Origin of the sequence: Arthrobacter bussei (assembly GCF_009377195.2) — a bacterium.
GTDB lineage: Bacteria > Actinomycetota > Actinomycetes > Actinomycetales > Micrococcaceae > Arthrobacter_D > Arthrobacter_D bussei.
The window spans coordinates 571030-597158 of sequence record NZ_VJXX01000001.1 but is presented as its reverse complement, the minus strand read 5'-3'; the positions used below and the strand labels follow the sequence as shown (position 1 = coordinate 597158).

Here is a 26129-nt window from a genome sequence, read left to right as displayed (position 1 = left end):
CGCGTTCCACGGCCGCCGCTCGACGTCGGCGGCCGGCGAGGTCCCGGTCCGCGTCGGACCCGCCAGAGTCCTCGGTACCGACCGGCACATCAACCCGCGGTACCCTCGAGCAGTTCATGGGCCGTCAGGGATCGAGGCGTCGCGTCGATGGTCGCAGCGGGCTGGGCCGAACCCGCAGCGCTGCTGCCCGCGCGCTGCGCACGGGCGTGACCGAGCAGGCTCACTCCAGCGCCCTGTGAGCCTTCCGGGCCGTCATGTGCCCCGTCGACCGCAGCATCCACCGCATCGAGTGAGGCGGAGTCGAAAGCGCCGATACGCCGTGCAGTCGGCAGGACCCTCGATTCGAGTGCGCCGACAAAGGAGTTGTAGCGCTCCACCGAGGTCTTGAGCGATGCCCCGAGACGCGTCACGTGGCCGCCCATCGTCCCGAGCCGTTCGTAGAGCTGCTTGGAGAGATCGAAGAGCTCCCGGGCATTGTCCGTGAGGACGGCCTGCCGCCAGCTGAACGCGGCGCCCTTGAGGATCCCGAGAAGCGAGATAGGAGAGGCCAGGGCCACGTTCCTCGAGAAGGCATAGTCGAGTAGTTCGGGATCGGCACGCAGCGCCTCGGACAGGATCGACTCGACGGGGATGAAGCAGATGACCAGCTCGGGGGAGTTCGCGGCGCCCTCCCAGTACTTCTTCTTCGCCAGAGCATCGACGTGCGCGCGCAGCGCCTTCCCATGCCGGCGCAGCAGTTCGGAGCGCCGCGCCTCGAGGGCTGCTGCGTCCGCCTCTGCCCAGTCGGCGGACCTGCCGTCCAGTTCCTGGGCGGTGAGGAAGGCGCTGAGCGGCACCTTCGCATCGATCACCAGTTGCTTGTCGCCGGGCAGTTGCACCACCATGTCCGGCCGTGCGCGGTCCCCGCCCTCGCTCCCGTCGAAGGAGACCTGCTCGATGAAGTCGACGCGGGAGAGCATCCCGGCAGCCTCGACGACACGGCGCAGCTGTACCTCGCCCCACTGGCCGCGGGCGCTGGTGCTGCGCAGTGCCCCCGCCAGCGAGTGCGTCGTCGAGAGCAGCCGCGCGTCGACCACCCGGGCTTCCTCGAGCTGCCGGGCGAGCTGTCCGTACTGCTCCACGCGGTCGCGCTCCAGCAGGCCGACCTGGCGCTGGACCTGGGAAAGCTTCTCCGCGACAGGGGCCAGGGCCCGCAGCACCTCCTGGTCCGTCGAGGTCTTCCCCGACAGTTCGCGGTTGTGCTGCTGCAGGAGGTCCCGTTGTGCGGAGGCGGCCGCCAGGTCCGTCGTCGTCCTGCCGAGGCGGGCGGTGGCGTCGTCGAGCTCGGTCCGGAGCTCCTCGGCACGGGTGCGCTGGGTGCGGGCGACGAGGAAGGCGCCCACGGCGCAGCCGAGGACGAAGGCGAGGAGGACGAGAAGGACGGCGGTGGTGCTCATGCCCACACTGTCGCAGGAACCTCCGACATTCAGGCCCACCACACCGGAGGACGGTCCTTCGAGGCCCGGTAGACTTGTCTCCCGTGGCTCTTACTATCGGCATCGTCGGACTGCCCAACGTCGGCAAATCAACTCTCTTCAACGCGCTGACGCGCAACAACGTGCTGGCGGCGAACTACCCGTTCGCGACCATCGAGCCGAATGTCGGGGTGGTCAGCCTTCCCGATCCGCGCCTTGCCAAGCTCGCCGAGGTCTTCAGCTCGAAGCAGCTCCTCCCGGCGACGGTGTCCTTCGTGGACATCGCGGGCATCGTGAAGGGCGCGTCCGAGGGCGAGGGCCTCGGCAACCAGTTCCTCGCCAACATCCGCGAGGCAGAGGCGATCGCCCAGGTGATCCGCGTGTTCGACGATCCCGATGTCATCCACGTGGACGGCAAGGTGGATCCGCGCTCGGACATGGAGACCATCAACACCGAGCTCATCCTCGCCGACCTGCAGACGCTCGAGAAGGCGATCCCGCGCGTCGAGAAGGAAGTGAAGATCAAGAAGCGCGAGGCCGCCCAGCTGGCCGCGATGCAGGCGGCGCAGGCCGTGCTCGAACGCGGCGACACGATCTTCTCCTCCGTCGCGAGCGACAAGCTGGAGATGGAGCACCTCCGCGAGCTCAGCCTGCTCACGGCCAAACCCTTCATCTACGTGTTCAACGTGGACGACGCCGTCCTGGGCAGCGCGCACCGCCAGGCCGAGCTCAGTCAGCTCGTCGCTCCCGCCGACGCCATCTTCCTCGACGCCAAGCTCGAAGCGGACCTCGTGGAACTCGACGAGGCCGAGGCCCGCGAGATGCTCGAGATGAACGGCCAGGAGGAGTCCGGCCTCGACCAGCTCGCCCGGGTCGGGTTCCACACCCTCGGTCTCCAGACCTACCTGACGGCGGGCCCGAAGGAGAGCCGCGCGTGGACCATCAAGAAGGGCGCAACGGCGCCCGAGGCCGCCGGTGTCATCCACTCCGACTTCCAGCGAGGCTTCATCAAGGCCGAGGTCGTCTCCTTCGACGACCTCATCGATGCCGGTTCGATGAGCGAGGCCAAGTCCCGGGGCAAGGTGCGCATCGAGGGCAAGGAGTACGTCATGTCCGACGGCGACGTGGTGGAATTCCGTTTCAACGTGTAGCTCTCGTGTCCCGACATCCCGTAGGTGGTTCGTCGCTCGACGGTCGCCCGATCAGGCTTTGACGACCGGAAGGTCCGCCCACTTCGTCGTGTAGTGCGGCGAGAGCATGTCGCGCTTCATCGTCCACTCCGAGCCTGCCCTGAGGCCGGCGTGACCGAGACCGATGGAAGAGCGCCCGAATCTCCGGCTGATCTCGTGGAGCAGCGGGCCGGTGTCTTTCGCGCCGGCTCTCCCGCCCTCCGGGTCCGCGTCGTCGCCCGAGCCCAGCTCGAGGTTCAGGAGCGAGTCCTGTGTACCGACGGGCTGGAGGTCGGTGATGATGACGCCGGCGCGGATGTACGAGACGCCTTCTTCGATGAGGGGCAGCAGCCCGTGCGCAGCCCGTGTGAGTTCGAGCGGATCAGCGGTGTGCACAGGCAAGGGAATGCAGATGCTGGGCGAGCTCCTGGTGCCGGTGCTGAAGGGTGAGGTACCGGCGAACGCGGTGAGTACTCTGCCCTGGAGGTCTTTGCGTGCCAGGCGTGACGCAGCTCCCTGGGCGTAGACGCTCAACGCCTGCCGCATGGCCTCCGGAGTGCTGACCGGATGAGCGAAGGACCGGGAGAACATGACCTGCTCGTTGCCGGTGGACTCGTTGGACGTGATGCAGGGCGTGCCCTGCAGTTCGAGCACGGTGCGCATCAGCACCACCGAGAACTTCTTCCGGATCACCACCGGATCGGCTTGGGTCAGGTCCCACGCCGAGTCGATGCCGAGCGCGTTCAGGCGTGCAGCGCTCCTGGCGCCGACCCCCCAGATGTCGGTGACCTTCAGCCTGCGCAGGAGCGCCTCACGCTGCCCGGCCGGGATGAGCTCCCAGTGGCAGACACCGTCGAGCCTCGTGTTCCCCTTGGCCCACCGGTTGGCGAGCTTCGCGAGGGTCTTCGTGGGCGCGATGCCCACGCAGACCGGAAGCCCGGTGTTCCTCTGCACCGTCTGCTTGATGGTCCTGCCGGTGGTGCGTTGTTCGCGGTGAGTACCGCCGAGGGTCAGGAACGCTTCGTCGATGCTGTAGATCTCGAGGTCGGTCGTGTGCCGGCCGAGGACTTCCATGACCCGGGCGCTCATGTCCCCGTACAGCTCGTAGTTGCTCGACCGGGCCTGCAGTCCCCATGCCTTCGCCTGCTCCGCGATCTGGAACCACGGGGCCCCCATCGGGATGCCCAGAGCCTTTGCCTCTGCGCTGCGGGTGATCACGCACCCGTCGTTGTTCGACAGGACGACCAGTGGTTTCCCCTCGAGCGACGGGTCGAAAGCCCGCTCGGAGGAGACGTAGAAGTTGTTGACGTCGACCAGGGCCACACTCGACCTCGTGGGCGTGGAAGCCCGGATCCGTGACTCCTGGTCAGACACGGTGCAGGCACCTGGTCGCCACGCCCCAGATGACGAGATCCTCTGGATCCGGAACGGGCATGTCCGGGTAGGCAGCACTGGCCGCGACGAGCGTGACCGCCCCGGCACCAGAGCCGGGATCAGGGCTTGCGACTCGTAACCTCCGGATGACGAGTTCGCCGTCGAGGACGGCGATGACCACGGATCCGTCCCTGGGCCGCAGGGCCCGGTCGACGATCAGTTCGTCACCGTCGGAGATGCCTGCACCCTCCATCGCGTGCCCGGATACCCGCACGATGTAGGTGCTGGTGATGTCCGGGACGAGATGCCTGTTGAGGTCGATCCTGTCCTCGAACCAGTCCTGTGCGGGCGAGGCGAATCCTGACGGCATGAGCTCGGTGCGGGCAGCAGCCGGAGCCGGCCGGCCGACCGTCGTCCCTGAGGCTCCGAACTCATCCACGCGTCCGCGCACCTCTCCCTCTTTCATGCCGGTCCACCTGCAGAGCGGCCCCGGCTCAGGCACCTGATCCTAGACGTCGCCGGTGACACCCGACGTCCACTCACGCTCCGAGGGTCCTGCTGAGGCCACGTCCTGGTCGATCCACCGAGCCTCAGCCCGGTACCCGGTCAGTCGCCTTTCACGTTGAGGATCTGCCGGAGGGTGTGATCCACGCGGACGAGCTTCCGGGCGTCCTCCATGACGACGTCGATGTCCTTGTACGCCTGGGGGATCTCGTCGATGAAGGCATCGGTGTCGCGGTACTCGATGCCGACCATGGCCTGGCGGAGCTGCTCGTGCGTGAAGGTCCTGCGCGCGGCATTCCGGCTGTACTCGCGGCCGGCGCCGTGAGGCGCGCTGTTCAGGGACGGCTCGTACCCGCGGCCGGTGACGACGTAGGAGCGTGTGCCCATGCTGCCGGGGATCAGTCCTCGGACCCCCTCGGCGGCGTTGATCGCGCCCTTGCGGCTGAGCCAGACCTGACGTCCGCGGTGTTCTTCCTGCTCCGTGTAGTTGTGGTGGCAGTTGATGCGCTCTGCCTCGTCGACCGCCCCGTCGACGAATTCGCCGAAGGCGTGGATGACGCGGTCCATCATCTCCTCGCGGTTGAGCAGTGCGAAGTGCTGGGCCCATCGCAGGTGCGCGATGTACGTCCGGAACTCGGGGGTCTCCTCGACCAGATAGGCGAGATCGGGGTTCGGGAGCTTGATGTGCAACATCCTGTTCAGGTCGGCAGCCACCCTGATGTGGTGCTGGGCGATTTTGTTGCCGATGCCACGTGAGCCGGAGTGCAGGAACAGCCAGACGCGGTCCTCCTCGTCGAGGCTGACTTCGATGAAGTGGTTGCCGGAGCCGAGCGTGCCGAGTTGCAGACGCCAGTTCCGGGCGTAGCGGCCGGGGTCGAAACCGGCGTCGTCCGCCTCGCCGTGCAACGCCTCGATGCGTTTCCGGGTGCCGTCGCTCCACAGGGTGGTGTTGTAGTTGCCGGCGCTGAGGGGGATCAGCTGTTCGATGCGCTCGCGCAGGGGACGCAGGTTCCCGGGGAGGTCGTGCGCGCTGTACAGGGTGCGGACGGCGATCATGCCGCAACCGATGTCGACGCCGACTGCGGCGGGGATGATGGCCCGCTCGGTGGGAAGGACGGTACCCACGGCGCATCCCTTGCCCAGGTGCACGTCGGGCATGCTGGCGAGGTGCGGGTACACGAAGGGCATGGACGCTGTTTCGATCAGCTGCTGCCGAGCGGCATCGTCGAGAACACTGGCGAAGCCGAGGTACCTGGGGGCGAGGAATTGCTCTGGCATGTGTGCTCCTTCTCGACGGACACTGCTACTGCCGGCGATGCTCCGGTCCGGCCCTCACCACATCCGGCTGTTGGTCTCCGAGACGAAACCCCGGCCGTCGGAGAACCAGTGGATCGTGGGGCTGTTGCGCGCGGTCGGGGTGGTGAGCTCTGCGAAGAGATCCGCATTGAACCGGTTGTTGAGCTCGGGTGAGCTGAGCACCGTCTCCCTGGTGATGACGAAGACGGGCCCCTTCAACCCCTTGCTCTGGATGGAGAGGTGCACCTCCCTGTGCTGGTCCAGCCGCGCCTTCAGGGCGCCGATGGCTGCCTGCACGTTGGCGTCGTCGTCCCACACCGCTGCATGCTGGTCGACGAACAGCCAGGCCATGGTGCTCCTCATCCGTCTGTCCGCCCGCCCTGCGGGGGCGGCGATCCCTTGTCCGCCGGCAGGCCGACGCCGCCGCGGTGTCCTAAGCAAAACACCCGCCGCGCGAGCGTTCAAGCCGCGGGCGGGCGACGACGTCGGACCGTACAGACCCGCGCCGGAGCGCCGACGCGCGGGTGCTGCTGCCACGGGTCCGCCGGCCCGGCCCGGCGCATGCGGCGCTGAAAAGAAGCTGGAGAAGGACTGTGAACATTTGGTTGCAGCTCGATAACAACAGGGGAGTGGCCTGTCCGATGGATACCTGCTGGTAACAATGTGCCCCTAGGCTGTCGCTCATGTGAGTGACATCACCCCCTTGGGGTCGCGTGTCGGCTGTCATGCAACACCGCGTGCAGCTGGAACCACACTGAGAAATAGGAGGCGGAATGCGTTTCGGACGTACTTCCAAAGCTTTGGGGGTTGCTGCTGTCGCGGCGCTCGCATTGAGCGCCTGCGCTGCGAACACGGGAACAGAGACTCCCGAGGAGAGCGCCGAGGGCGAAGCAACGGGCGGAAACATCCGCGTCGTAGAAGTGAATGCCTTCAGCTCGTTCAACTCGAACAGCTCCGAGGGCAATGTGGACATCAACGGCAAGATCGCCTACGCGACCCACTCCGGCTTCGTCTACATCAACAATGACCTCGAGGTGGAGAAGAACGAGGACTTCGGCACCATGGAGGTCCTCTCCGAGGATCCCCTGAGCGTGAAGTACACGGTCAACGAGGGCGTCAACTGGTCCGATGGCGAACCGGTCGACGGCGGAGACCTCCTGCTCTCCTGGGCCATCGGGTCCGGCTACTTCAACGACGCCACCACCGACGACGCCGGCGAGATCGTCTCCGGGGCGACCTACTTCGACTATGCGGGCGACACCGGCGGGCTCGCCCTCACCGAACTGCCGGAGATCGGCGACGACGGACGGTCCATCACCCTCAACTACTCGGAGCCCTTCGCGGACTACGAGGTGGCGTTCGGCCTCATGACCGAGGGCGGTATCTCCACTCCGGCGCACGTCCTGGCCGAGAAGGGCGGACTCGCCGATGAGGATGCACTGATCGAACTCATCGAGACCGAACCCAAGGGTGACCCCGAGAGCCCGGTCGAGCGCCCCGAGGTGCAGGCCCTCGCCGACTTCTGGAACACCGGCTTCGACACGAAGTCACTGCCGACCGACGAGTCCCTGTTCCTCTCGAACGGCCCGTTCATCGCCTCGGCCATCACGCCGGACCAGTCGATGACGCTGACGCGCAACGAGGACTACAGCTGGGGCCCGGAAGCCAAGGTGGACGAGATCACCGTCCGCTACATCGGCGAGGCGCCGGCGCAGGTCCAGGCCCTGCAGAACGGCGAGGTCGACATCATCGCGCCCCAGGCGTCCGCGGACACGGTCGAGCAGCTCGAAGGGCTCGAGGGCGTCACGGTGGAGCAGGGCAACCAGCTCTCCTACGACCACCTCGACCTGAACTTCAGCGGTGTCTTCGAGGACGAGGCCGTGCGTGAGGCCTTCATGAAGACGGTTCCGCGCCAGCAGATCGTCGAGACGATCGTCAAGAAGATCAACCCGGATGCGCAGCCGCTCGATTCGCAGCTGTTCCTGACCGACCAGGCTCCCTATGAGGAGTCCTCGTCCAACAACGGTTCCGAGGCCTACGCCGAGGTCGACATCGAGGGTGCCAAGGAGCTGCTCGACGGCGCCACCCCCGAGGTCCGGATCATGTACAACCGCGACAACCCGAACCGCCTCAACTCCTACACGCTGATCGCGGAATCGGCCGCCCAGGCCGGCTTCAAGATCGTCGACGGCGGACTGGGGTCCTCCGACTGGGGGGCCGCGCTCGGCAACGGTACGTACGACGCCACGATCTTCGGCTGGATCAACTCGGGTGTCGGCGTGTCCGGCGTCCCGCAGATCTTCAAGTCCGGGAACGGCTCGAACTTCAACGGCTTCTCCAGCCCGGAGGCCGACGAGCTGATGAACGAGCTGATCGTGACCACGGATCCCGACGAGCAGGACGCGCTGCAGGTGCAGATCGACAAGCTGATCTGGGATTCGAAGTACGGACTGCCCCTCTTCCAGGTTCCCGGCGTGGACGCGTACAGCGACAACGTCACCGGCATCGAGTACATGCCGAACCAGACTGGCGTCTGGTGGAACTTCTGGGACTGGCAGGTCGTCCAGTAGCCTCACCGCTGCATCAGGCACGTTCGTAGAAAGGCGCCGGGACAGGGGAACTCGCCCGTCCCGGCGCCTTTTTTCGTGCCGTGCGCCGCGGTCCGCCGGCGTTGCGGAAGGGTCGACGCCGGTGGCCCCGAGGGGGCGGACTGATTGTGAAACGCCACATTCCGTACCCCGGGACCCTGCACTACACTTTCGCCAAAGCGCGGGTACACCCCATCCGCATCCAACATTGAGGCTTTGAAACACATGGTGACCTACATCGTCCGGCGTCTCGTGACCGCCGTCCTCATCCTGTTAGGCGCGTCCTTCGTCGTCTACCAGCTCACCGCCCTCTCGGGGGACCCGCTGGAGGACCTCAGGGCCAGTAACGCCCCCAACAGGGAGCAGCTGATCCAGGCACGGACGGAGCTTCTCGACCTCAACACCCCTGCGCCGCTGCGGTACTTCGGCTGGCTTTCCGGCGCCGTGAAGTGCCTGGTCCCCTTCGCCGCGACCTGTGATCTCGGAGCCAGCATCCAGGGGGAGTCCGTCACCACCTCACTCGCCCGCGCGATGGGCAACACCATCACCCTCGTCAGCACCGCCACCGTCCTCGCCATCATCATCGGTATCTCGCTGGGCATCATCACCGCGCTGCGGCAGTACAGCGGCCTCGACTACGGCGTCACCTTCATGTCCTTCCTGTTCTTCTCCCTGCCGATCTTCTGGCTCGCAGTGCTCCTCAAGGAGTTCGGCGCCATCGGCTTCAACAACTTCCTCGCCGACCCCGACATACCGGTCAGCACCATCGTCGTCGTCGCGATAGCGAGCGGCCTGATCTGGGCCCTGTTCGCCAGCCGGTCCTGGAAGCGGAAGGGCATCGCCTTCCTTCTCGGCGCCGTCGTCGCCGCCGGCCTGCTCTTCGTCCTGGACCTCGTCGACTGGTTCTCGACGCCGGGCCTCGGCCCGATCGTCATCCTGGTGACCGGAGTCGGCATCGCGTTCGGGATAGTGCTGCTGACGGCAGGGCTCCGCAACCGCAAGGCGCTCGTCTCCTCGCTGATCATGGTCGCGGTGGGGCTCGTGGCCTACTACGTGGTGAATCCGATCCTCAACGCCGCAACCATCTGGATGATCATCATCCTCGCGGTCATCACCGTGCTCGTCGGCATGGGCGTCGGATTCGCGATGGGCGGCTACGACCGCGGACAGAGCATGCGTGCGGCCGCCCTCACGGGTCTCCTGATGGGCCTGCTGATCGTGGTGGACCGCTTCATGGTCACGTGGCCCTCCTACGTCAGCAACTCACGCGTGCGGGGCCGCCCCATCGCCACGGTCGGCGCGGAGACACCGGGCCTCGACGGCACCTTCTGGATCAACGGCCTCGACACCTTCACCCACCTCCTCCTGCCGACGCTCGCGCTCCTGCTCGCGTCCCTCGCCAGCTACAGCAGGTACTCCAGGGCCTCGATGCTCGAGATCATGAACATGGACTACATCCGGACCGGGCGCGCGAAGGGCCTCAGCGAGCGGACCGTCGTCATGCGGCACGCCTTCCGCAACGCGCTCATCCCCCTCGCCACCCTCGTCGCCTTCGACATCGGCGCCCTGATCGGCGGCGCCATCATCACCGAGCAGGTCTTCGCCTTCGCGGGCATGGGCCAGCTGTTCGTCCAGGCGCTCCAGCGGACCGATCCCGATCCCATCATGGGCTTCTTCCTCGTCGCGGGCATCCTCGCACTCGTCTTCAACCTGGTCGCCGATATCGTCTACTCGTTCCTCGATCCTCGCGTAAGGGTGAAAGCATGAGCATCCAGACCCCCTCGGACCTCCCGAGCGGCGAAGCGGCCACCGTCACCGGCCCCACGCATCCCGCACCCGAGCCGGAGGCCAAGGGCCTGTCCCAGGGCCAGATCGTCCGCCGGAAGTTCTTCGACAACACCGCGGCGATCATCAGCCTCGTCGCCTTCGCCGTCATCTTCCTCCTGGCGTTCACCTCCGTCGGGTTCGCGGGTATCCCGGGCTGGTGGAAGTACAACCACACCGAGTTCCTGCCCCTGCTCAACGGTGGGGCGCCCACCGTCACCGGTCCGTTCAGCTGGGGGGACCATCCGTTCGGGCAGGACTCGATCGGCCGTGACTACTTCGCCATGACGATGCGCGGGACGCAGAACTCCATCATCATCATGTTCATCATCGGCGCACTCGCGGGACTCGTCGGCGTGATCGTCGGCGCCTGCTCCGGGTACTTCCGCGGCTGGACCGAGGCCGTGCTGATGCGCTTCACGGACGTCATCATCATCATCCCCGTGGTCCTCGCCGCAGCGACGCTCGGCCAGGCCGTGAACCGATACGTGGGGTCGGGGGCGCAGATCTGGCTCCTCGGCCTGTTCCTCGGCCTGGTGCTCTGGACGGGGCTCGCCCGCCTGGTCCGCGGTGAGTTCCTGACGCTGCGCGAACGCGAGTTCGTCGACGCGGCCAAGATCGCCGGGGCGTCCAACACGCGCATCATCTTCAAGCACATCCTGCCCAACGCCGTCGGCGTGATCATCGTGAACACGACCCTGCTCATGTCCTCGGCCATCCTGCTCGAAACCGCACTGAGCTACATCGGGTTCGGCGTCAAGGCGCCGGACGTGTCCCTCGGACTCATCATCAGCCAGAACCAGGAGGCCTTCCAGACCAGGCCGTGGCTGTTCTGGTTCCCGGGCCTCTTCATCGTGCTGATCTGCCTGTGCATCAACTTCATCGGCGACGGCCTGCGGGACGCCTTCGACCCGCGGCAGAAGAAGTTCAACGCCGGCCGGGCGAAGGACGCAGAGAAGCCCGCGGCGTGAGGTCCCTCCTAGGAAATGACGCCGAACGTCAGGGCCGTCGCGACGACCAGGAGGACGCCCGCCGCGAGGGGGGCCAGGTTCCACCTGCGCTGCGCCTTCTCCGGCCGGTCGACGTCGAGCCGGCCGGTCTCCACCAGCTCCTGCCAGCGCGAGCGGACGAGGTACGCCGCGTGGCCGGAGTCGGTGTTCTTCAGGTCTCCGGGCCGCACCGAACCACCGGGTCCGTAGCTCGTCGACGGGAGGTTCGTCAGGTGCTCCACCTTGCCGGAGTGCGTCCCCCAGACGCCGGGAGCGGGAGCGGCCCAGGCGGTGTACCCGCGCGACGGCGTGACCAGTTTCAGGGCGTACCTCGTATCGACGTCGATCAGGGCGTTCCACGGGACGCGCACCGTGACCAGGGGGTTGCGGAGCGAGACGGCGTCCTCGGCGACGAGGACCGCCGGGTACCAGAACAGCCACCACCCCCCGTAGGCGATGCCGAGGAGCGGCCATGCGGTCAGCAGGCCCGCCGGTCCGTCCGTCGCCACGACGGAGGCGAGGCCCCCTGCGGTCACCAGTACGGCGAGACCTGTGAACCACCTGCTGGTCCGCGCCTTGAAGACGGTGGCTCCGGCCACACTCGAGCTGTCCATGGCTCCATGGTCCCAGCACCGACGCCGCCCGCGGCAATCGAGGAGCCCCGGCCCACCGGCACGGGCTCCGCCACGAAGGAGAACCCCTCATGAGTACACAGGTCATCGGCGGCACGCCAGAACCCGGTGCCGGCCGCCCGGCAGCACAGGGGCCCGTGCTCGAGGTCCGCGACCTCTGCGTCGATTTCGGCGTCGACAAGAAGTGGGTGCCCGCGGCCATCGACCTGAACTACGAGGTCAACGCGGGTGAGGTCCTGGCGATCGTGGGCGAGTCGGGCTCCGGCAAGAGCGCGAGCTCGATGTCGCTCCTCGGCCTCCTGCCCTCCAACAGCCGCGTGACGGGGGAGGTGCTGCTCAACGGCAAGTCCGTCCTCACGATGTCGCCGGCGAAGCTGCGGCAGATCCGTGGCAATGACGTGGCGGTCATCTTCCAGGAGCCGATGACGGCGCTCAATCCCGTGTACACCGTCGGCTTCCAGATCGTCGAGACCCTGCGGCTGCACAACGAGATCTCGCCGGACGAGGCCAAGCAGCGCGCCCTTCGCCTTCTGCAGATGGTGGAACTGCCCGATCCCGACAAGGCCTTCCGCTCCTATCCCCACCAGCTCTCCGGCGGGCAGCGGCAGCGTGCCATGATCGCGCAGTCCCTCTCCTGCGATCCCAAGCTGCTGATCGCCGACGAGCCGACCACAGCCCTCGACGTCACCGTGCAGGCGGAGATCCTCGACCTCATGAGGAACCTGCGGAACCAGCTCAACAGCGCCATCGTGCTCATCACGCACGACATGGGTGTGGTGGCCGACCTCGCGGACCGGATCGCGGTGATGCGCAAGGGGCGCATCGTCGAGACCGGCACGGCGGAGCAGATCTTCAACAATCCGCAGCACGAGTACACCAAGGCGCTGCTGGCTGCCGTGCCGCACCTCGGGCAGGGCGACGGGAACGACGACGTCGACATCACCGCGGCGCTGGCAGCGGCGACGCACACCGAACTCCAGTCGGTGGACCACGCCGAACTCGAGCGGCGGGAGAACGAGGTCCTCGCCCAGCTCCACGACGAGGTCCGGGTCACCGCGCCCTCGTCCGAGCCCGTGCTCGAACTGGTCGACGTCGCCATCGAGTACCCGAAACAGGGCCGCGTGCCCGCCTTCAGGGCGGTCGAGGGAGCGCACCTCACGGTGTACCCCGGACAGGTCATCGGACTGGTGGGCGAGTCCGGCTCGGGCAAGACGACCATCGGACGGGCGGCCGTGGGACTGCTGCCCGTCGCGGCGGGCTCCCTGAAGGTCGTGGGGACCGACATCTCGGGCTTCCGCCCGTCGTCGAAGGAACTGGGCGCCGTGCGCCGGCACGTCGGCATGGTCTTCCAGGACCCGTCGTCGTCCCTGAATCCGCGACTGCCCATCGGCGAGAGCATCGGCGAGCCGATGTTCCTCGCGGGCGAGGCGAAGGGCGGCGCCCTGCAGAAGCGCATCGAGACGCTGCTGGACCAGGTGGAGCTCCCTCGTTCCTATCGGAACCGGTACCCCCACGAGCTCTCGGGAGGGCAGAAGCAGCGCGTGGGCATCGCCCGGGCGCTTTCGCTCCGCCCGAAGCTCATGGTCGCGGACGAGCCGACGTCGGCCCTGGACGTGTCGGTGCAGGCCAAGGTGCTGGAACTGTTCCAGAACCTGCAGCGTGAACTCGGCTTCGCGTGCCTGTTCGTCACCCACGACCTCGCCGTGGTGGACGTTCTCGCCGACTACATCTGCGTCATGAAGCGCGGGCGGATCGTCGAGCAGGGCAGCCGCGACCAGATCCTGCGCAGCCCACAGGATCCGTACACCCAACGCCTCCTGGCCGCCGTACCGCTGCCCGATCCCGCCAAGCAGCGGGAGCGCCGCGAACTCCGGGCGAAACTCATGGCGACGAGCGACTGACAGCGCGCGCCCCGCAGGGGGATCGCCTGCTGCTCCCGGAAGCCCGTCCTGCTGCGTCAGGGCGGGCTTTCGCGTGCCGGGCCCGAGGTGGCCGGCCCGGCGGTCGCCGCCGTGGTCCGACAGGGCGCTGTACAGTACTCGAGGCCGAATTCCGCCAGTCGTTATCCAAGCGTGACCAGCATGCGCCGGTACCGCTGGCCTGCGGAAAGACCCCGATGCCGCCTTCTCCCGGGACCCGGACCAGCTCTCAGCCACCTCAGATGTTCAGGGAAGCAACGAAACGGGCATATGATTTTTCGGTGTGAGTTGGCTCTCGCTCTCTGCGGAGCCACCCGACCGGCCACATCAGCGCCGGAAGAACCCAATACCTAGGAGGCGGAATGCGTTTCACGCGCACTTCCAAGATGCTCAGCGTCGCGGCCATCGCCGCGCTGTCGCTGAGTGCATGCGGCGGCGGAAGCAATGAATCCGGCACGAGCGAAGGCACCACCGATGCCGTCATCGTGGTGGACGGATCCGAGCCCCAGAACCCGCTCATCCCCACCAGCACCAACGAGGTGGGTGGCGGCGCCATCCTCGACCTCATCTTCGCCGGGCTGGTCAGCTATGACGCCGACGGCAAGCCGGAGAACGAGATGGCCGAGTCCATCGAGACCGAGGACGCCCAGAACTACACGATCACGCTCAAGGAGGGGAAGACCTTCACCAACGGCGATCCCGTCACCGCGAGCTCCTTCGTGGACGCCTGGAACTACGGAGCCGCAGCCAAGAACGCGCAGCTCTCCAGCTACTTCTTCGAGAGCATCGAAGGGTACGAGGAAGCCAGCGCCGAGGGCTCCACCGTGGAGACCATGAGCGGGCTCACCGTCGTGGACGACCGCACCTTCACCGTCAAGCTCTCGCAGCCGGAGTCCGACTGGCCGCTGCGCCTCGGCTACAGCGCGTTCTTCCCGCTGCCCGCCGCCGCCCTCGAGGACCCCACGGCGTTCGGCGAGAACCCGATCGGCAACGGCCCGTACAAGTTCGCCGCCGAGGGTGCCTGGCAGCACAACCAGCAGATCGAACTCGTCCCCAACGACGAGTACGAGGGCCCGCAGGAAGCGCAGAACGGTGGCGTGACGTTCAAGATCTACCAGAACGACACGACGGCGTACCAGGACCTCATCTCGGACAACCTGGATGTCCTGAAGACGATCCCCACGAGCGACATCAAGAACTTCAAGAACGACCTCGGAGAGCGCTCGATCGAGTCGCCGTACGCGGGCAACCAGACGATCGCCATCCCGTACTACCTCCCGAACTGGGAGGGTGAGGCCGGCAAGCTCCGCCGCCAGGCGCTGTCGATGTCGATCAACCGCGACGAGATCACCGAGGTCATCTTCAACGGTGGCCGTGAGCCTGCCAAGGACTTCACCGCCCCCGTACTCGAGGGCTACAGTGACGAGCTGCCGGGGAGCGAGAACCTCGAGTACAACCCCGAGCAGGCCAAGAAGCTCTGGGAGGACGCCGAGAAGATCGCGCCGTACGACGAGTCGCAGCCCCTGACCATCGGCTACAACGCCGACAAGGGTGACCACAAGACCTGGGTCGAGGCCGTGGTCAACAACATCAAGAACAACCTCGGCATCGAGGTCGCGGGCAAGCCGTACGCGACGTTCAAGGAAGCGCGCACCGAAGCCACGGAGGAGACCCTCACCGGTGCACTGCGCGCCGGCTGGCAGGCCGACTACCCGTCGCTGTACAACTTCCTCGGACCCATCTACGCCACGGGTGCCGGCTCGAACGACGCCCGCTACAGCAACCCCGAGTTCGACCAGCAGCTGACCGACGGACTCGCCGCCAGCACTGTCGAAGAGGGCAACGAGGCGATGAACAAGGCACAGGAGGACCTCCTCGAGGATCTCCCGGCCATCCCGCTGTGGTACCAGGTCGCCCAGGGCGGCTGGAGCAGCAACGTGGACAACGTCGAGTTCGGCTGGAACGGTGTTCCGCTCTACTACGCCATCACCGGCAAGTAACCCCTAACGGACGCGGGGGCCTGCCCGCCTGCGGGCAGGCCCCTTTTCCGTGCTCCAACGAAAAGGTCCAACACCTCATGAGCAACCCCCACCTGCGTCCCGTCCGGACGCCGTCGGCATCGGGAGGTCGGCGCTGATGGTCTGGTACATCGTCCGACGTTTCCTCCAGCTGATCCCCGTCTTCCTCGGCGCCACCCTGCTGGTGTACTTCCTGGTCTTCAGCCTCCCCGGTGACGCCACCGCCGCCATCTGCGGCGAGCGTGGCTGCACCCCCGCCGTCGTGGCCGGTCTGCGCGAGCAGTACAACCTCGACCAGCCCTTCTGGATCCAGTACCTGCTCTACCTCAAGGGCGTCCTGACCTTCGATCTCGGGACGAACTTCTCCGGCCGGCCGATCGCGACCATCATCGCCGAGGTCTTCCCGACCACCGCGAAGCTCGCCATCATGGCCCTCGTCATCGAAGCCGTCTTCGGGATCGTCTTCGGCCTCATCGCAGGCCTCCGCAAGGGGAAGATCTTCGACTCCTCCGTCCTCGTCCTCTCCCTGATCGTGATCGCGGTCCCCATCTTCGTGCTCGGCTTCCTCATGCAGTTCCTGATCGGTGTGAAGCTGCAGTGGACCAATCCGACCGTCAGCGGCGACGCCACCTTCACGGAGCTGCTCCTGCCGGCGGTGGTGCTCGGGCTCGTGTCCTTCGCCTACGTCCTCCGCCTCACCCGCACGAGCATCATCGAGAACGTCAACGCGGACTACGTGCGCACGGCGACGGCCAAGGGCCTCAGCCGCCGCCGCGTCGTCGTCGTCCACGTCCTCCGCAACTCGCTGATCCCGGTGGTGACCTTCCTCGGCGCCGACCTCGGCGCGCTCATGGGAGGCGCGATCGTCACGGAGGGCATCTTCAACGTCAACGGCGTCGGCAACACCCTCTACCGCGCCGTGCTCAACGGGGACGGACCGATGGTCGTCTCGATCGTCACGTTCCTCATCCTCATCTTCTGCCTGGCGAACCTGCTGGTGGATCTCCTGTACGCGTGGCTGGACCCAAGGATTCGATATGCCTGAACCAACACCCACCTCACCCGGCACGCAGGGCCCGGCGCCCGTGGTCCGCACCAAGACCTCCGCCTACCCGATCGAGCACTTCGTCGCGAACGTCGACGAGACGCCGGTCCGTGCTACGGACAGCACGGTGTCCGACGCCGCCCCCCGCAGCCTCTGGGGGGAGGCCTGGCGCAGCCTGCGCAAGCAGCCGCTGTTCATCATCAGCGCCGTCCTGATCCTCGCCGTCATCTTCGTCGCGCTGTTCCCCGGTGTCTTCACCGACGAACCGCCGAACGAGAACTGCCTGCTCGAGAACTCCGACGGCGGGCCCGTCGCGGGACACCCGCTCGGCTTCACGGTCCAGGGCTGCGACATCCTCTCCCGCGTCGTCTACGGCACGCAGTCCTCCCTCACGGTCGGGCTGTTCGCCACCCTCGGCGTGGTCCTGATCGGTGGCCTCATCGGCGCCCTCGCCGGCTTCTTCGGTGGTTGGGTCGACGCGATCCTCGCCCGCATCGGTGACATCTTCTTCGCGCTCCCGCTCATCCTCGGCGCGATCGTCGTCGTGCAGCTGCCCGTCTTCCAGCAGAACCGCAACGTCTGGACGCTCGTCGTCATCCTCGTCACGTTCGGCTGGCCCCAGATCGCCCGCATCACCAGAGCCGCCGTGATCGAGGTACGCAACGCCGACTTCGTGACCGCGGCGCGCTCGCTCGGGGTGTCGCCGCTCGGTGCCCTCGTCAAGCACGTCATCCCGAACGCCCTGGCACCGGTCATCGTCATCGCGACCATCTCGCTCGGGACGTTCATCGTCGCGGAGTCCACGCTGTCCTTCCTCGGTATCGGGCTCCCGCCGGACGTCATGTCCTGGGGGAATGACATCTTCTCGGCGAAACCCTCGCTGCGGAGCAACCCCATGGCCATCTTCTGGCCGGGCCTCGCCCTGTCCATCACCGTTCTGAGCTTCATCATGCTGGGCGACGCCCTGCGTGATGCTCTCGACCCGAAGGCGCGCAAGCGATGAGCCACAGCACAGGCCACCAGACCGCCATGCCCCTGCCGCTCCTCGAGCTCCGGGACCTGGCCATCACCTTCTCGACGTCGAACGGCGACGTGCCGGCGGTGCGCAACGCGCACCTGACCGTCATGCCCGGCGAGACCGTCGCGATCGTCGGGGAGTCCGGGTCCGGGAAGTCGACGACGGCGCTGGCCGCGATCGGCCTCCTGCCCGCCAACGGACGCGTGTCCAACGGCAGCATCATCTTCGACGGCGAGGACATCACCCACGCCTCGGAGAAGCGGATCGTCGAGCTCCGGGGGTCGTCCATCGGCATGGTGCCGCAGGATCCGATGTCCAACCTCAATCCGGTCTGGAAGATCGGCTTCCAGGTGCGGGAGACGCTCAAGGCCAACGGCCTGCCGAGCGGGCCGCAGGACGTCGCGAAGGTGCTCGCGGAGGCGGGCCTGCCCGACGCCGCATCGCGCGCCAACCAGTACCCGCACGAGTTCTCCGGCGGGATGCGCCAGCGAGCCCTGATCGCCATCGGGCTCTCCTGCAGGCCGCGCCTGCTCATCGCGGACGAGCCGACGTCGGCCCTGGACGTGACGGTGCAGCGGCAGATCCTCGACCACCTCGACACCATGACGGAGGAGCTCGGCACCGCGGTGCTGCTCATCACGCATGATCTCGGCCTCGCGGCCGAACGCGCCCACAAGGTGATCGTCATGTACAAGGGTCAGGTCGTGGAGGCCGGGCCCGCGCTCGAGCTGCTCACCAACCCGCGCCACCCCTACACGCAGAAGCTGGTGGCCTCGGCGCCGTCGATCGCCTCCCGCCGGATCGAGTCGGCGAAGAAGGCCGGCGTCCGGACGCAGGACCTGCTGGCACCCTCGGTCACGGCAACCGCTGCGCTCGACAGGGTGATCGAGGTCGAGGACCTGACGAAGGTCTTCAAGATCCGCGGCAGCTGGGGCACGTCGACCGACTTCACCGCGGTGGACAAGGTGTCCTTCTCGATCGCCCGCGGCACCACCACGGCCGTCGTCGGCGAGTCCGGATCCGGGAAGTCGACCGTCGCGAAGATGGTCCTCGGCCTGGAGGGGGCGACGTCGGGCAGTATCCGGTTCGACGGCGTGGACATCACGACGCTCGGGCGCAAGGAGATGTTCGACTTCCGCCGCCGCGTGCAGCCGATCTTCCAGGACCCCTACGGCTCGCTCGACCCGATGTACAACATCTACCGGACCATCGAGGAACCCCTGCGGGTCCACGGTGTCGGTACGGCGAAGACCCGTGAGAAGAAGGTCCGGGAGCTCCTCGACCAGGTGGCCCTGCCGTCCGCGATGATGCAGCGCTTCCCGAACGAGCTCTCGGGCGGGCAGCGCCAGCGCGTGGCGATCGCGCGTGCGCTGGCCCTCGACCCGGAGGTCGTCATCTGCGACGAGGCCGTCTCTGCACTCGACGTGCTCGTGCAGGCGCAGATCCTGAACCTGCTCGCCGACCTGCAGTCCGAGCTCGGGCTCAGCTACCTGTTCATCACGCACGACCTCGCCGTGGTCCGGCAGATCGCCGACCACGTGGCCGTCATGGAGAAGGGGAAGCTCGTGGAACAGGGCACCACCGACGAGGTGTTCGACAACCCGACGACCGCGTACACCCAGGCGCTCCTCGCAGCGATCCCGGGCGCTGCCCTCGAGCTGCCGCCCGAGGTCGCCTAGCCCCACCGGGCATCGAGCGGCGCGGCCCGGAGCGGGCCGACGCACCACGACGACGGCGGTCCTCCACCCGGAGGGCCGCCGTCGTCGCGTGCCGGCGCCGATCCGGACAGCCATTGACAGGCTGCATTAGGTCTGTTTTTCCCCAGCGCCTAGACTGGTGAGAGGGCGTGCAGTGCAGCCGCCGTCAATTTCCCCGCAGTAGATACCGAATTGAGTAATCACGCATGTCTGAAACCACAGGCAACACCGCTGTCCGCAGCGATCTCCGCAACGTAGCCATCGTGGCCCACGTTGACCACGGAAAAACCACCCTGGTCGATGCCATGCTGAAGCAGACCAATTCGTTCGCGGCCCACGGCGACGTGGCCGACCGCGTCATGGACTCGGGCGACCTCGAGCGCGAGAAGGGCATCACCATCCTCGCGAAGAACACCACGGTGTTCTACGACGGCCCCGCGGCCAAGGGCGAGACCATCACCATCAACGTCATCGACACCCCGGGCCACGCCGACTTCGGCGGCGAGGTGGAGCGCGGACTGTCCATGGTCGACGGCGTCGTCCTGCTCGTCGACGCGTCCGAGGGCCCGCTGCCCCAGACGCGCTTCGTGCTCCGCAAGGCCCTCGCGGCCAAGCTTCCGGTCATCCTCCTGGTCAACAAGACGGACCGGCCGGACTCCCGCATCGAGGAGGTCGTCAGCGAGTCGATGGACCTGCTCCTCGGACTCGCTTCCGACCTCGCCGACGAGGTGCCGGACCTCGACCTCGACCTCATCCTGAACGTGCCGGTCGTCTACGCGGCGGCCCGCGTGGGTGCCGCGTCGATCGAGCAGCCGGCGAACGGCAGCGCGCCGTCCAACGACAACCTGGAACCCCTGTTCCAGACGATCATCGACCACATCCCGGCACCCCGCTACAACCCCGACGGCGTCCTCCAGGCGCACGTCACCAACCTCGACGCCTCGCCGTTCCTCGGCCGCCTCGCGCTGCTGCGCATCTTCAACGGCACGCTGCGCAAGGGCCAGCAGGTCGCCTGGGCCCGCCAGAACGGCGAGCTGAAGACCGTCAAGATCACCGAGCTGCTCGCCACCAAGGCGCTCGACCGCGTCCCGACGGACTCCGCCGGTCCGGGCGAGATCGTCGCCGTCGCCGGCATCGAGGGCATCACCATCGGCGAGACCCTCACCGACGTCGACAACCCGCAGCCGCTGCCGCTCATCACGGTCGACGATCCCGCGATCTCCGTGACCATCGGTATCAACACCTCGCCGCTGGCCGGCAAGGTCAAGGGTGCCAAGGTCACCGCACGCCAGGTCAAGGACCGCCTCGACAAGGAGCTCATCGGCAACGTGTCGCTCCGCGTGCTGCCCACCGCGCGCCCCGACGCCTGGGAGGTCCAGGGCCGCGGCGAGCTCGCGCTGGCCATCCTCGTGGAGCAGATGCGCCGCGAAGGCTTCGAGCTCACGGTCGGCAAGCCCCAGGTGGTCACCAAGACCATCGACGGCAAGATCCACGAGCCGATGGAGCACATGACCATCGACGTCCCCGAGGAGTACCTCGGCGGCGTCACGCAGCTCATGGCCGCCCGCAAGGGACGCATGACCAACATGGCCAACCACGGCACCGGCTGGGTCCGCATGGAATTCATCGTGCCCGCCCGCGGCCTGATCGGCTTCCGCACCCGCTTCCTCACGGATACGCGCGGCGCCGGCATCGCGGCGTCCATCTCCGAGGGCTACGAGCCGTGGGCCGGTGACATCGAGTACCGCACCAACGGGTCGATGATCGCCGACCGCGCCGGTGTCGTGACCCCGTTCGCGATGATCAACCTGCAGGAGCGCGGCTCGTTCTTCGTGCAGCCCACCTCCGAGGTCTACGAGGGCATGATCGTCGGCGAGAACTCCCGCGCCGACGACATGGAGGTCAACATCACGAAGGAGAAGAAGCTCACCAACATGCGTGCCGCTTCCTCGGACACCTTCGAGAACCTCACCCCGCCGCGCAACCTCACGCTCGAGGAGTCCCTCGAGTTCGCCCGCGAGGACGAGTGCGTGGAGGTCACGCCGGAGTCCATCCGGATCCGCAAGGTCATCCTCGACGCCAACGAGCGCATGCGCGCATCGCGTTCGCGCGCCCGCGCCTGATCCCGGCAGGTCCAGCGCACCATGGCTCATGACGACGCCGGCACCTCCCCAGCAGGGGAGGGCCGGCGTTCGTCGTTCCCGCTCGAGGATGGTCCCGGTCGGTCCACCGCGGGTGCCGCGCCCGTGTCACCGACCCGGGATGCCGCGGATGCCGCGCCAGGCGCTGTTCCCGGCCGTGTCCCCTCGATCCTCGCGAGCGTGGCCGCGGGAGTCGTGGCGGCCGTCTTCGGGACCCTGCTGCACGGGCAGCTCCTGTACGTGGGCTCCACCGCGATCCCGATCGGTGCGCTCGGCGCCCTGGTCCTCGCCGCGAGCCTCTTCCTGCTCAGCGGCCTGTGGGCGCGCACCGTGATCCAGACGGCCGTCGCGGGCGCCGTGGCCTACGGCGTCGTGGCCCTGATCTCTACGTCCCGTAAGACCCTGATCCTCACCGGCGCCTCGGAGTCCGCCCCGGGGACCGCGCTGGCCGGCAACCTGTGGCTCTTCGGCGTCCTGGTCGTGACGCTCGGCGCCGTCGTGGTGGGGAGCCTCGTGCTGAGGCCGGTCAGGTCCGCGCGCCGGAGGACCTGAGGGGACGGCAGCGTCTCATCCTCAGTCCGCGGTGCGGTCCAGATGGTGCGCGAGCATGATCGAGGTCGCCGTACCGTCGGGGTCCGGTTCGCGCCGCGCATAGTCCTCGAAGACCTCGCGGATGCGTCCCATCATCTCGGCGCGGTTGGCGTCGTTGAGCTTGACGCCCATCCGCCAGACGTCGATGTCGGCGGGCTGCAGCCCCTCGATCTCCTGCAGGAACGTCTCGACGAGGACGGGCGCGGCATTCGGGATGCGGCTGTTCCACGAGAGACCGGTGGCGCGGTAGGGGATCTCCTTCGCACCGCGGTTGCCCGTCCGGGCGTTTTCGGCGGCGAGGAAACCCGTGGACAGCAGGGTCCGGACATGATGCAGGGCCGTTGCCGGATTCAGCTCCAGGATCTCGGCGATCTCCTTGTTGGTCCTCGCCTTGTGGAGGCACAGGCGCAGGATGCGGATCCTGACCGGTGAGCTGAGTGCCCGCCCGCGGGCCTGGAGATCCTCGTCGACAGTCATCCCCTGATTGTACGGGCACCCGGGCGATTGATTGACGGGTCCCAATCACTGTGACGGGTGATGACGTGCCCCCACGCCGCGTCCGCACGGTGCACGTGCCGGCGTCGAGCGCCACGAGGTCCCCGAGGGAGTCCGAGAACCCGTCCCCGTCGCGGCGGCGCACCACCACCCTCGTGCTGAGGGGGAGTGAGGCGAGGAGATCGGCGGGGTTCTGCACCCGTCAAGGGTAGGCGCACTGCACCTCCGACGGGCCGGCGGGTGGAACAGCGACCTCCGTGGATCCGGTCCGGGCGGGCCGGGGCCTTGCGTTAAGCTGGAAGCCGTACCCCAGGGTGCGTCAGCCGACCCCAGTCACCAGGAAAGGCGTGGGAAGTGACCTACGTAATCGCGCAGCCATGCGTGGATGTCAAGGACAAGGCCTGTATCGAGGAATGCCCTGTCGACTGCATCTATGAGGGCGAGCGGTCGCTCTACATCCACCCCGACGAGTGCGTGGACTGCGGCGCGTGTGAACCCGTGTGCCCGGTGGAGGCGATCTACTACGAGGACGACACCCCCGAGCAGTGGGCCGAGTACTACAAGGCCAATGTCGAGTTCTTCGACGTGCCCGCTCCGGCAGGCGCGGCGCTCGGGTCGCCCGGCGGAGCGGCGAAGGTCGGCAACGCCGGATTCGACCACCCGATCATCGCGGCGCTCCCGCCCCAGAACCAGCCCGCCTAAGTGGTGGCCGGGGAGCCGAAACCGTTCGGCCTGCAGCTGCCGGACTACCCGTGGGATGCCATGGCGCCCTACCGGGACATCGCCGCACGGCACCCCGACGGCGTCGTCGACCTGTCGATCGGCACCCCCGTGGATCCCACGCCCGCGCTCATCCAGGACGCCCTGGCCTCGGCGGCGGACGCGCACGGCTACCCGACGACCCACGGGACGCAGGCACTCCGCCAGGCCATCGGCGACTGGTTCGCGCGCCGCAGGGGAGTGACCGGCCTGGATCCGCGGGACATCCTGCCGACGGTCGGCTCCAAGGAACTCGTGGCCTGGCTGCCCCTGCTGCTGGGTCTGCGGGCCGGCGACGTCGTGGTGCGTCCCACGGTCGCCTATCCCACCTACGACGTCGGCGCCCACCTCGCCGGCGCCACCCCGGTCGCGGCCGACTCCCTCGACGAGCTCCCCGACGACGTCCGCGCACGGGTCCGGCTCGTGTGGATCAACTCTCCCGGCAATCCGACCGGAGAGGTGCTGGATGTCCCTGCGCTGAAGACCGTCGTCGACGACGCCCGCGCGCTCGGTGCCGTCGTCGCCTCGGACGAGTGCTACGGCGAACTGGGCTGGGGCGCGTGGGATCCGGCCGACGGCGGTGAACCGGTCCCGAGTGTGCTCGATCCGCGGGTCTGCGGCGACTCGCACACGAACCTCCTCGCGGTGTACTCGCTGAGCAAGCAGTCGAACGTCGCCGGGTATCGGGCCGCGTTCACGGCCGGCGATCCGGCGATCGTCGCCAACCTCGTCAACTCACGCAAGCACGCCGGCATGATCGTGCCGTACCCGGTGCAGGAGGCGATGCGTGCAGCCGTTGCGGATGACGCCCACGTCGCCGCGCAGAAGGATCTCTACCGCCGCCGTCGGGCGGTGCTGGTGCCCGCACTGGAGCGCGCGGGATTCACGGTATCCGGTTCGGTGGCGGGCCTGTACCTCTGGGTGAGCAACGGGCAGGGGACCTGGGACACCATCGGCATGCTCGCCGGGCTGGGGATCCTCGCGGGCCCCGGCGTGTTCTACGGGGACGCCGGGAACGGCTTCGTCAGGGTCGCCCTGACGGGCACCGACGAGCGGGTCGACGCGGCTGCCGCCCGGCTGGCGGACGCTCCCCGCTGAGGAGGCGTGCCGTTGCTGTTCCACAACGAAGGCCAGCAGGATTAGTGGTGGAGGGCTACCGGACGGTAGCGTTTCAGCTGAATATGCGATCGCCGGAACGACGCGTGTCCTCCTGCGTAGCGATGATCGTGGCGACACCCCCGCTCCAGCTCCTGAAGGAGAATCAATGACAGAGCAGAAAGCTGCCTCCCTGCACTACGACGGCGGAGAACTCAGCCTGCCGCTGGTGCCCGCTGTCGAGGGCAACAACGGCTATGACGTGTCGAAGCTGCTGAAGCAGACCGGCCAGGTCACCTTCGACCCCGGCTTCATGAACACCGCGGCCACCACGTCCGCGATCACGTACATCGACGGCGACGCCGGTATCCTGCGGTACCGCGGCTACCCGATCGAGGAGCTCGCGAAGAACTCCAGCTTCCTCGAGGTCTCCTACCTCCTCATCTACGGCAATCTGCCCACACCCGAGGAACTCGGCGCCTTCGACGGCCGGATCCGCCGCCACACGCTGCTGCACGAGGAGCTCAAGGGCTTCTTCGGCGGCTTCCCCCGTGACGCGCACCCGATGCCCGTGCTGTCCTCCGCCGTCTCGGCGCTGTCCACGTTCTACCAGGACTCCCTCGATCCGTTCGACGACGAACAGGTGGAGCTCTCGACGTTCCGCCTGATGGCGAAGCTGCCCGTCATCGCCGCCTACGCCCACAAGAAGTCCATCGGACAGCCGATGCTGTACCCGGACAACTCGATGAACCTCGTGGAGAACTTCCTGCGGCTCTCCTTCGGCCTGCCGGCCGAGCCGTACGACCTCGATCCGATGATGGTCAAGGCACTCGACCTGCTGCTCATCCTGCACGCCGACCACGAGCAGAACTGCTCGACGTCGACCGTCCGCCTCGTCGGAAGCTCCAACGCGAACATGTTCGCGTCCGTCTCCGCGGGGATCAACGCCCTGTTCGGCCCGCTGCACGGCGGTGCGAACGAGGCCGTGCTCAACATGCTGCGCGACATCCAGGCCAAGGGCATGCAGCCCGAGGACTTCATGGAGAAGGTCAAGAACAAGGAAGACGGCGTGAAGCTGATGGGCTTCGGGCACCGCGTCTACAAGAACTACGACCCGCGCGCGAAGATCGTCAAGGCCACGGCGCACGACATCCTCAGCAAGCTCGGCGGGAACGACGAGCTCCTCGACATCGCGATGAGGCTCGAGGAGAAGGCGCTCGCCGACGACTACTTCATCGAGCGGAAGCTGTACCCGAACGTGGACTTCTACACGGGCCTCATCTACAAGGCCATGGGCTTCCCGGAGAAGATGTTCACCGTGCTGTTCGCGATCGGCCGCCTGCCCGGGTGGATCGCCCAGTGGCGCGAGATGATGCAGGATCCGCAGACGAAGATCGGCCGTCCGCGCCAGCTCTACACGGGTGAGGGCGAGCGCCACTACCCGGCCAACTAGCACCGCCGCACGGACCGTACGACGACGGCCGCCCACCTCGCGAGGTGGGCGGCCGTCGTCGTGGTGCC

General features: G+C 67.4%; 21 protein-coding genes. 14 read left to right on the top strand and 7 right to left on the bottom strand.

Annotated elements, in window-relative coordinates:
• Positions 1-89: 89 nt before the first annotated feature.
• Positions 90-1436 (bottom strand): DNA recombination protein RmuC, encoded by a 1347-nt coding sequence (locus FNH21_RS02730; RefSeq protein ID WP_152812124.1) that lies wholly within the window; start codon positions 1434-1436, stop codon positions 90-92.
• 83 nt (positions 1437-1519) lie between these two features.
• Between FNH21_RS02730 and ychF the strand changes: the two genes are divergently transcribed.
• Positions 1520-2605, top strand: coding sequence for a redox-regulated ATPase YchF (ychF, locus tag FNH21_RS02725; protein ID WP_191931553.1), 1086 nt, complete (start codon positions 1520-1522; stop codon positions 2603-2605).
• Between the two features lie 51 nt (positions 2606-2656).
• Here the strand turns inward: ychF and FNH21_RS02720 are convergent, their stop codons facing one another.
• From FNH21_RS02720 to FNH21_RS02705, 4 genes are all read right to left on the bottom strand, one after another.
• Positions 2657-3997 (bottom strand): Y-family DNA polymerase, encoded by a 1341-nt coding sequence (locus tag FNH21_RS02720; protein WP_338403132.1) that lies wholly within the window; start codon positions 3995-3997, stop codon positions 2657-2659.
• Positions 3990-4367 (bottom strand): LexA family protein, encoded by a 378-nt coding sequence (locus tag FNH21_RS02715; protein WP_422108757.1) that lies wholly within the window; start codon positions 4365-4367, stop codon positions 3990-3992. Before FNH21_RS02715 ends, FNH21_RS02720 begins: the two co-directional genes overlap by 8 nt.
• Before the next feature lie 236 nt (positions 4368-4603).
• Positions 4604-5779 (bottom strand): RtcB family protein, encoded by a 1176-nt coding sequence (locus FNH21_RS02710; RefSeq protein WP_152812118.1) that lies wholly within the window; start codon positions 5777-5779, stop codon positions 4604-4606.
• Positions 5780-5833: 54 nt separating this feature from the next.
• Positions 5834-6148, bottom strand: a complete 315-nt coding sequence (locus tag FNH21_RS02705) for a hypothetical protein (RefSeq protein ID WP_055768512.1) — start codon at positions 6146-6148, stop codon at positions 5834-5836.
• Positions 6149-6597: 449 nt separating this feature from the next.
• Here FNH21_RS02705 and FNH21_RS02700 point away from each other — a divergent pair, with 449 nt between their 5' ends.
• The 3 genes from FNH21_RS02700 (at position 6598) to FNH21_RS02690 (ending at position 11180) form a co-directional block, all read left to right on the top strand.
• Positions 6598-8367 (top strand): ABC transporter family substrate-binding protein, encoded by a 1770-nt coding sequence (locus FNH21_RS02700; protein WP_338403131.1) that lies wholly within the window; start codon positions 6598-6600, stop codon positions 8365-8367.
• Between the two features lie 243 nt (positions 8368-8610).
• Positions 8611-10152 carry an ABC transporter permease gene (locus FNH21_RS02695; protein ID WP_152813884.1) on the top strand — a complete coding sequence of 514 codons (1542 nt, stop codon included), beginning with the start codon at positions 8611-8613 and terminating at the stop codon, positions 10150-10152.
• Positions 10149-11180, top strand: coding sequence for an ABC transporter permease (locus tag FNH21_RS02690; protein WP_152812112.1), 1032 nt, complete (start codon positions 10149-10151; stop codon positions 11178-11180). The genes FNH21_RS02695 and FNH21_RS02690 overlap by 4 nt, the downstream gene beginning before the upstream one ends.
• An 8-nt stretch (positions 11181-11188) precedes the next feature.
• On the opposite strand, the gene FNH21_RS02685 is transcribed toward FNH21_RS02690, so the two are convergent.
• Positions 11189-11812: a PH domain-containing protein gene (locus FNH21_RS02685; RefSeq protein ID WP_152812110.1), complete on the bottom strand. Its 624-nt coding sequence runs from the start codon at positions 11810-11812 to the stop codon at positions 11189-11191.
• 89 nt (positions 11813-11901) lie between these two features.
• Between FNH21_RS02685 and FNH21_RS02680 the strand changes: the two genes are divergently transcribed.
• From FNH21_RS02680 to FNH21_RS02650, 7 genes are all read left to right on the top strand, one after another.
• Positions 11902-13731, top strand: coding sequence for an ABC transporter ATP-binding protein (locus tag FNH21_RS02680; RefSeq protein WP_152812108.1), 1830 nt, complete (start codon positions 11902-11904; stop codon positions 13729-13731).
• Between the two features lie 380 nt (positions 13732-14111).
• Positions 14112-15749, top strand: a complete 1638-nt coding sequence (locus tag FNH21_RS02675) for a peptide ABC transporter substrate-binding protein (protein WP_152812107.1) — start codon at positions 14112-14114, stop codon at positions 15747-15749.
• A gap of 136 nt (positions 15750-15885) precedes the next feature.
• On the top strand, positions 15886-16812 hold the full coding sequence (locus FNH21_RS02670; protein WP_055768523.1) for an ABC transporter permease: 927 nt from the start codon (positions 15886-15888) through the stop codon (positions 16810-16812).
• Positions 16805-17815, top strand: a complete 1011-nt coding sequence (locus tag FNH21_RS02665) for an ABC transporter permease (protein WP_152812106.1) — start codon at positions 16805-16807, stop codon at positions 17813-17815. The genes FNH21_RS02670 and FNH21_RS02665 overlap by 8 nt, the downstream gene beginning before the upstream one ends.
• On the top strand, positions 17812-19509 hold the full coding sequence (locus tag FNH21_RS02660) for an ABC transporter ATP-binding protein (protein ID WP_152812104.1): 1698 nt from the start codon (positions 17812-17814) through the stop codon (positions 19507-19509). Before FNH21_RS02665 ends, FNH21_RS02660 begins: the two co-directional genes overlap by 4 nt.
• 224 nt (positions 19510-19733) lie before the next feature.
• Positions 19734-21650, top strand: a complete 1917-nt coding sequence (typA, locus tag FNH21_RS02655) for a translational GTPase TypA (protein WP_152812102.1) — start codon at positions 19734-19736, stop codon at positions 21648-21650.
• A 21-nt stretch (positions 21651-21671) separates the two neighbouring features.
• The gene (locus FNH21_RS02650; RefSeq protein ID WP_152812100.1) at positions 21672-22220 is read left to right on the top strand and encodes a hypothetical protein; all 549 of its coding nucleotides are present in this window, start codon (positions 21672-21674) and stop codon (positions 22218-22220) included.
• Positions 22221-22241: 21 nt separating this feature from the next.
• Here the strand turns inward: FNH21_RS02650 and FNH21_RS02645 are convergent, their stop codons facing one another.
• Positions 22242-22736 carry an ArsR/SmtB family transcription factor gene (locus FNH21_RS02645; protein ID WP_152812098.1) on the bottom strand — a complete coding sequence of 165 codons (495 nt, stop codon included), beginning with the start codon at positions 22734-22736 and terminating at the stop codon, positions 22242-22244.
• A 372-nt stretch (positions 22737-23108) separates the two neighbouring features.
• Here FNH21_RS02645 and fdxA point away from each other — a divergent pair, with 372 nt between their 5' ends.
• The 3 genes from fdxA (at position 23109) to FNH21_RS02630 (ending at position 26061) form a co-directional block, all read left to right on the top strand.
• Positions 23109-23456: a ferredoxin gene (fdxA, locus tag FNH21_RS02640; RefSeq protein WP_055768541.1), complete on the top strand. Its 348-nt coding sequence runs from the start codon at positions 23109-23111 to the stop codon at positions 23454-23456.
• 3 nt (positions 23457-23459) lie between these two features.
• Positions 23460-24611: a succinyldiaminopimelate transaminase gene (gene dapC, locus FNH21_RS02635; protein WP_422108756.1), complete on the top strand. Its 1152-nt coding sequence runs from the start codon at positions 23460-23462 to the stop codon at positions 24609-24611.
• A 166-nt stretch (positions 24612-24777) separates the two neighbouring features.
• Positions 24778-26061: a citrate synthase gene (locus tag FNH21_RS02630; RefSeq protein WP_152812097.1), complete on the top strand. Its 1284-nt coding sequence runs from the start codon at positions 24778-24780 to the stop codon at positions 26059-26061.
• Positions 26062-26129: the final 68 nt, after the last annotated feature.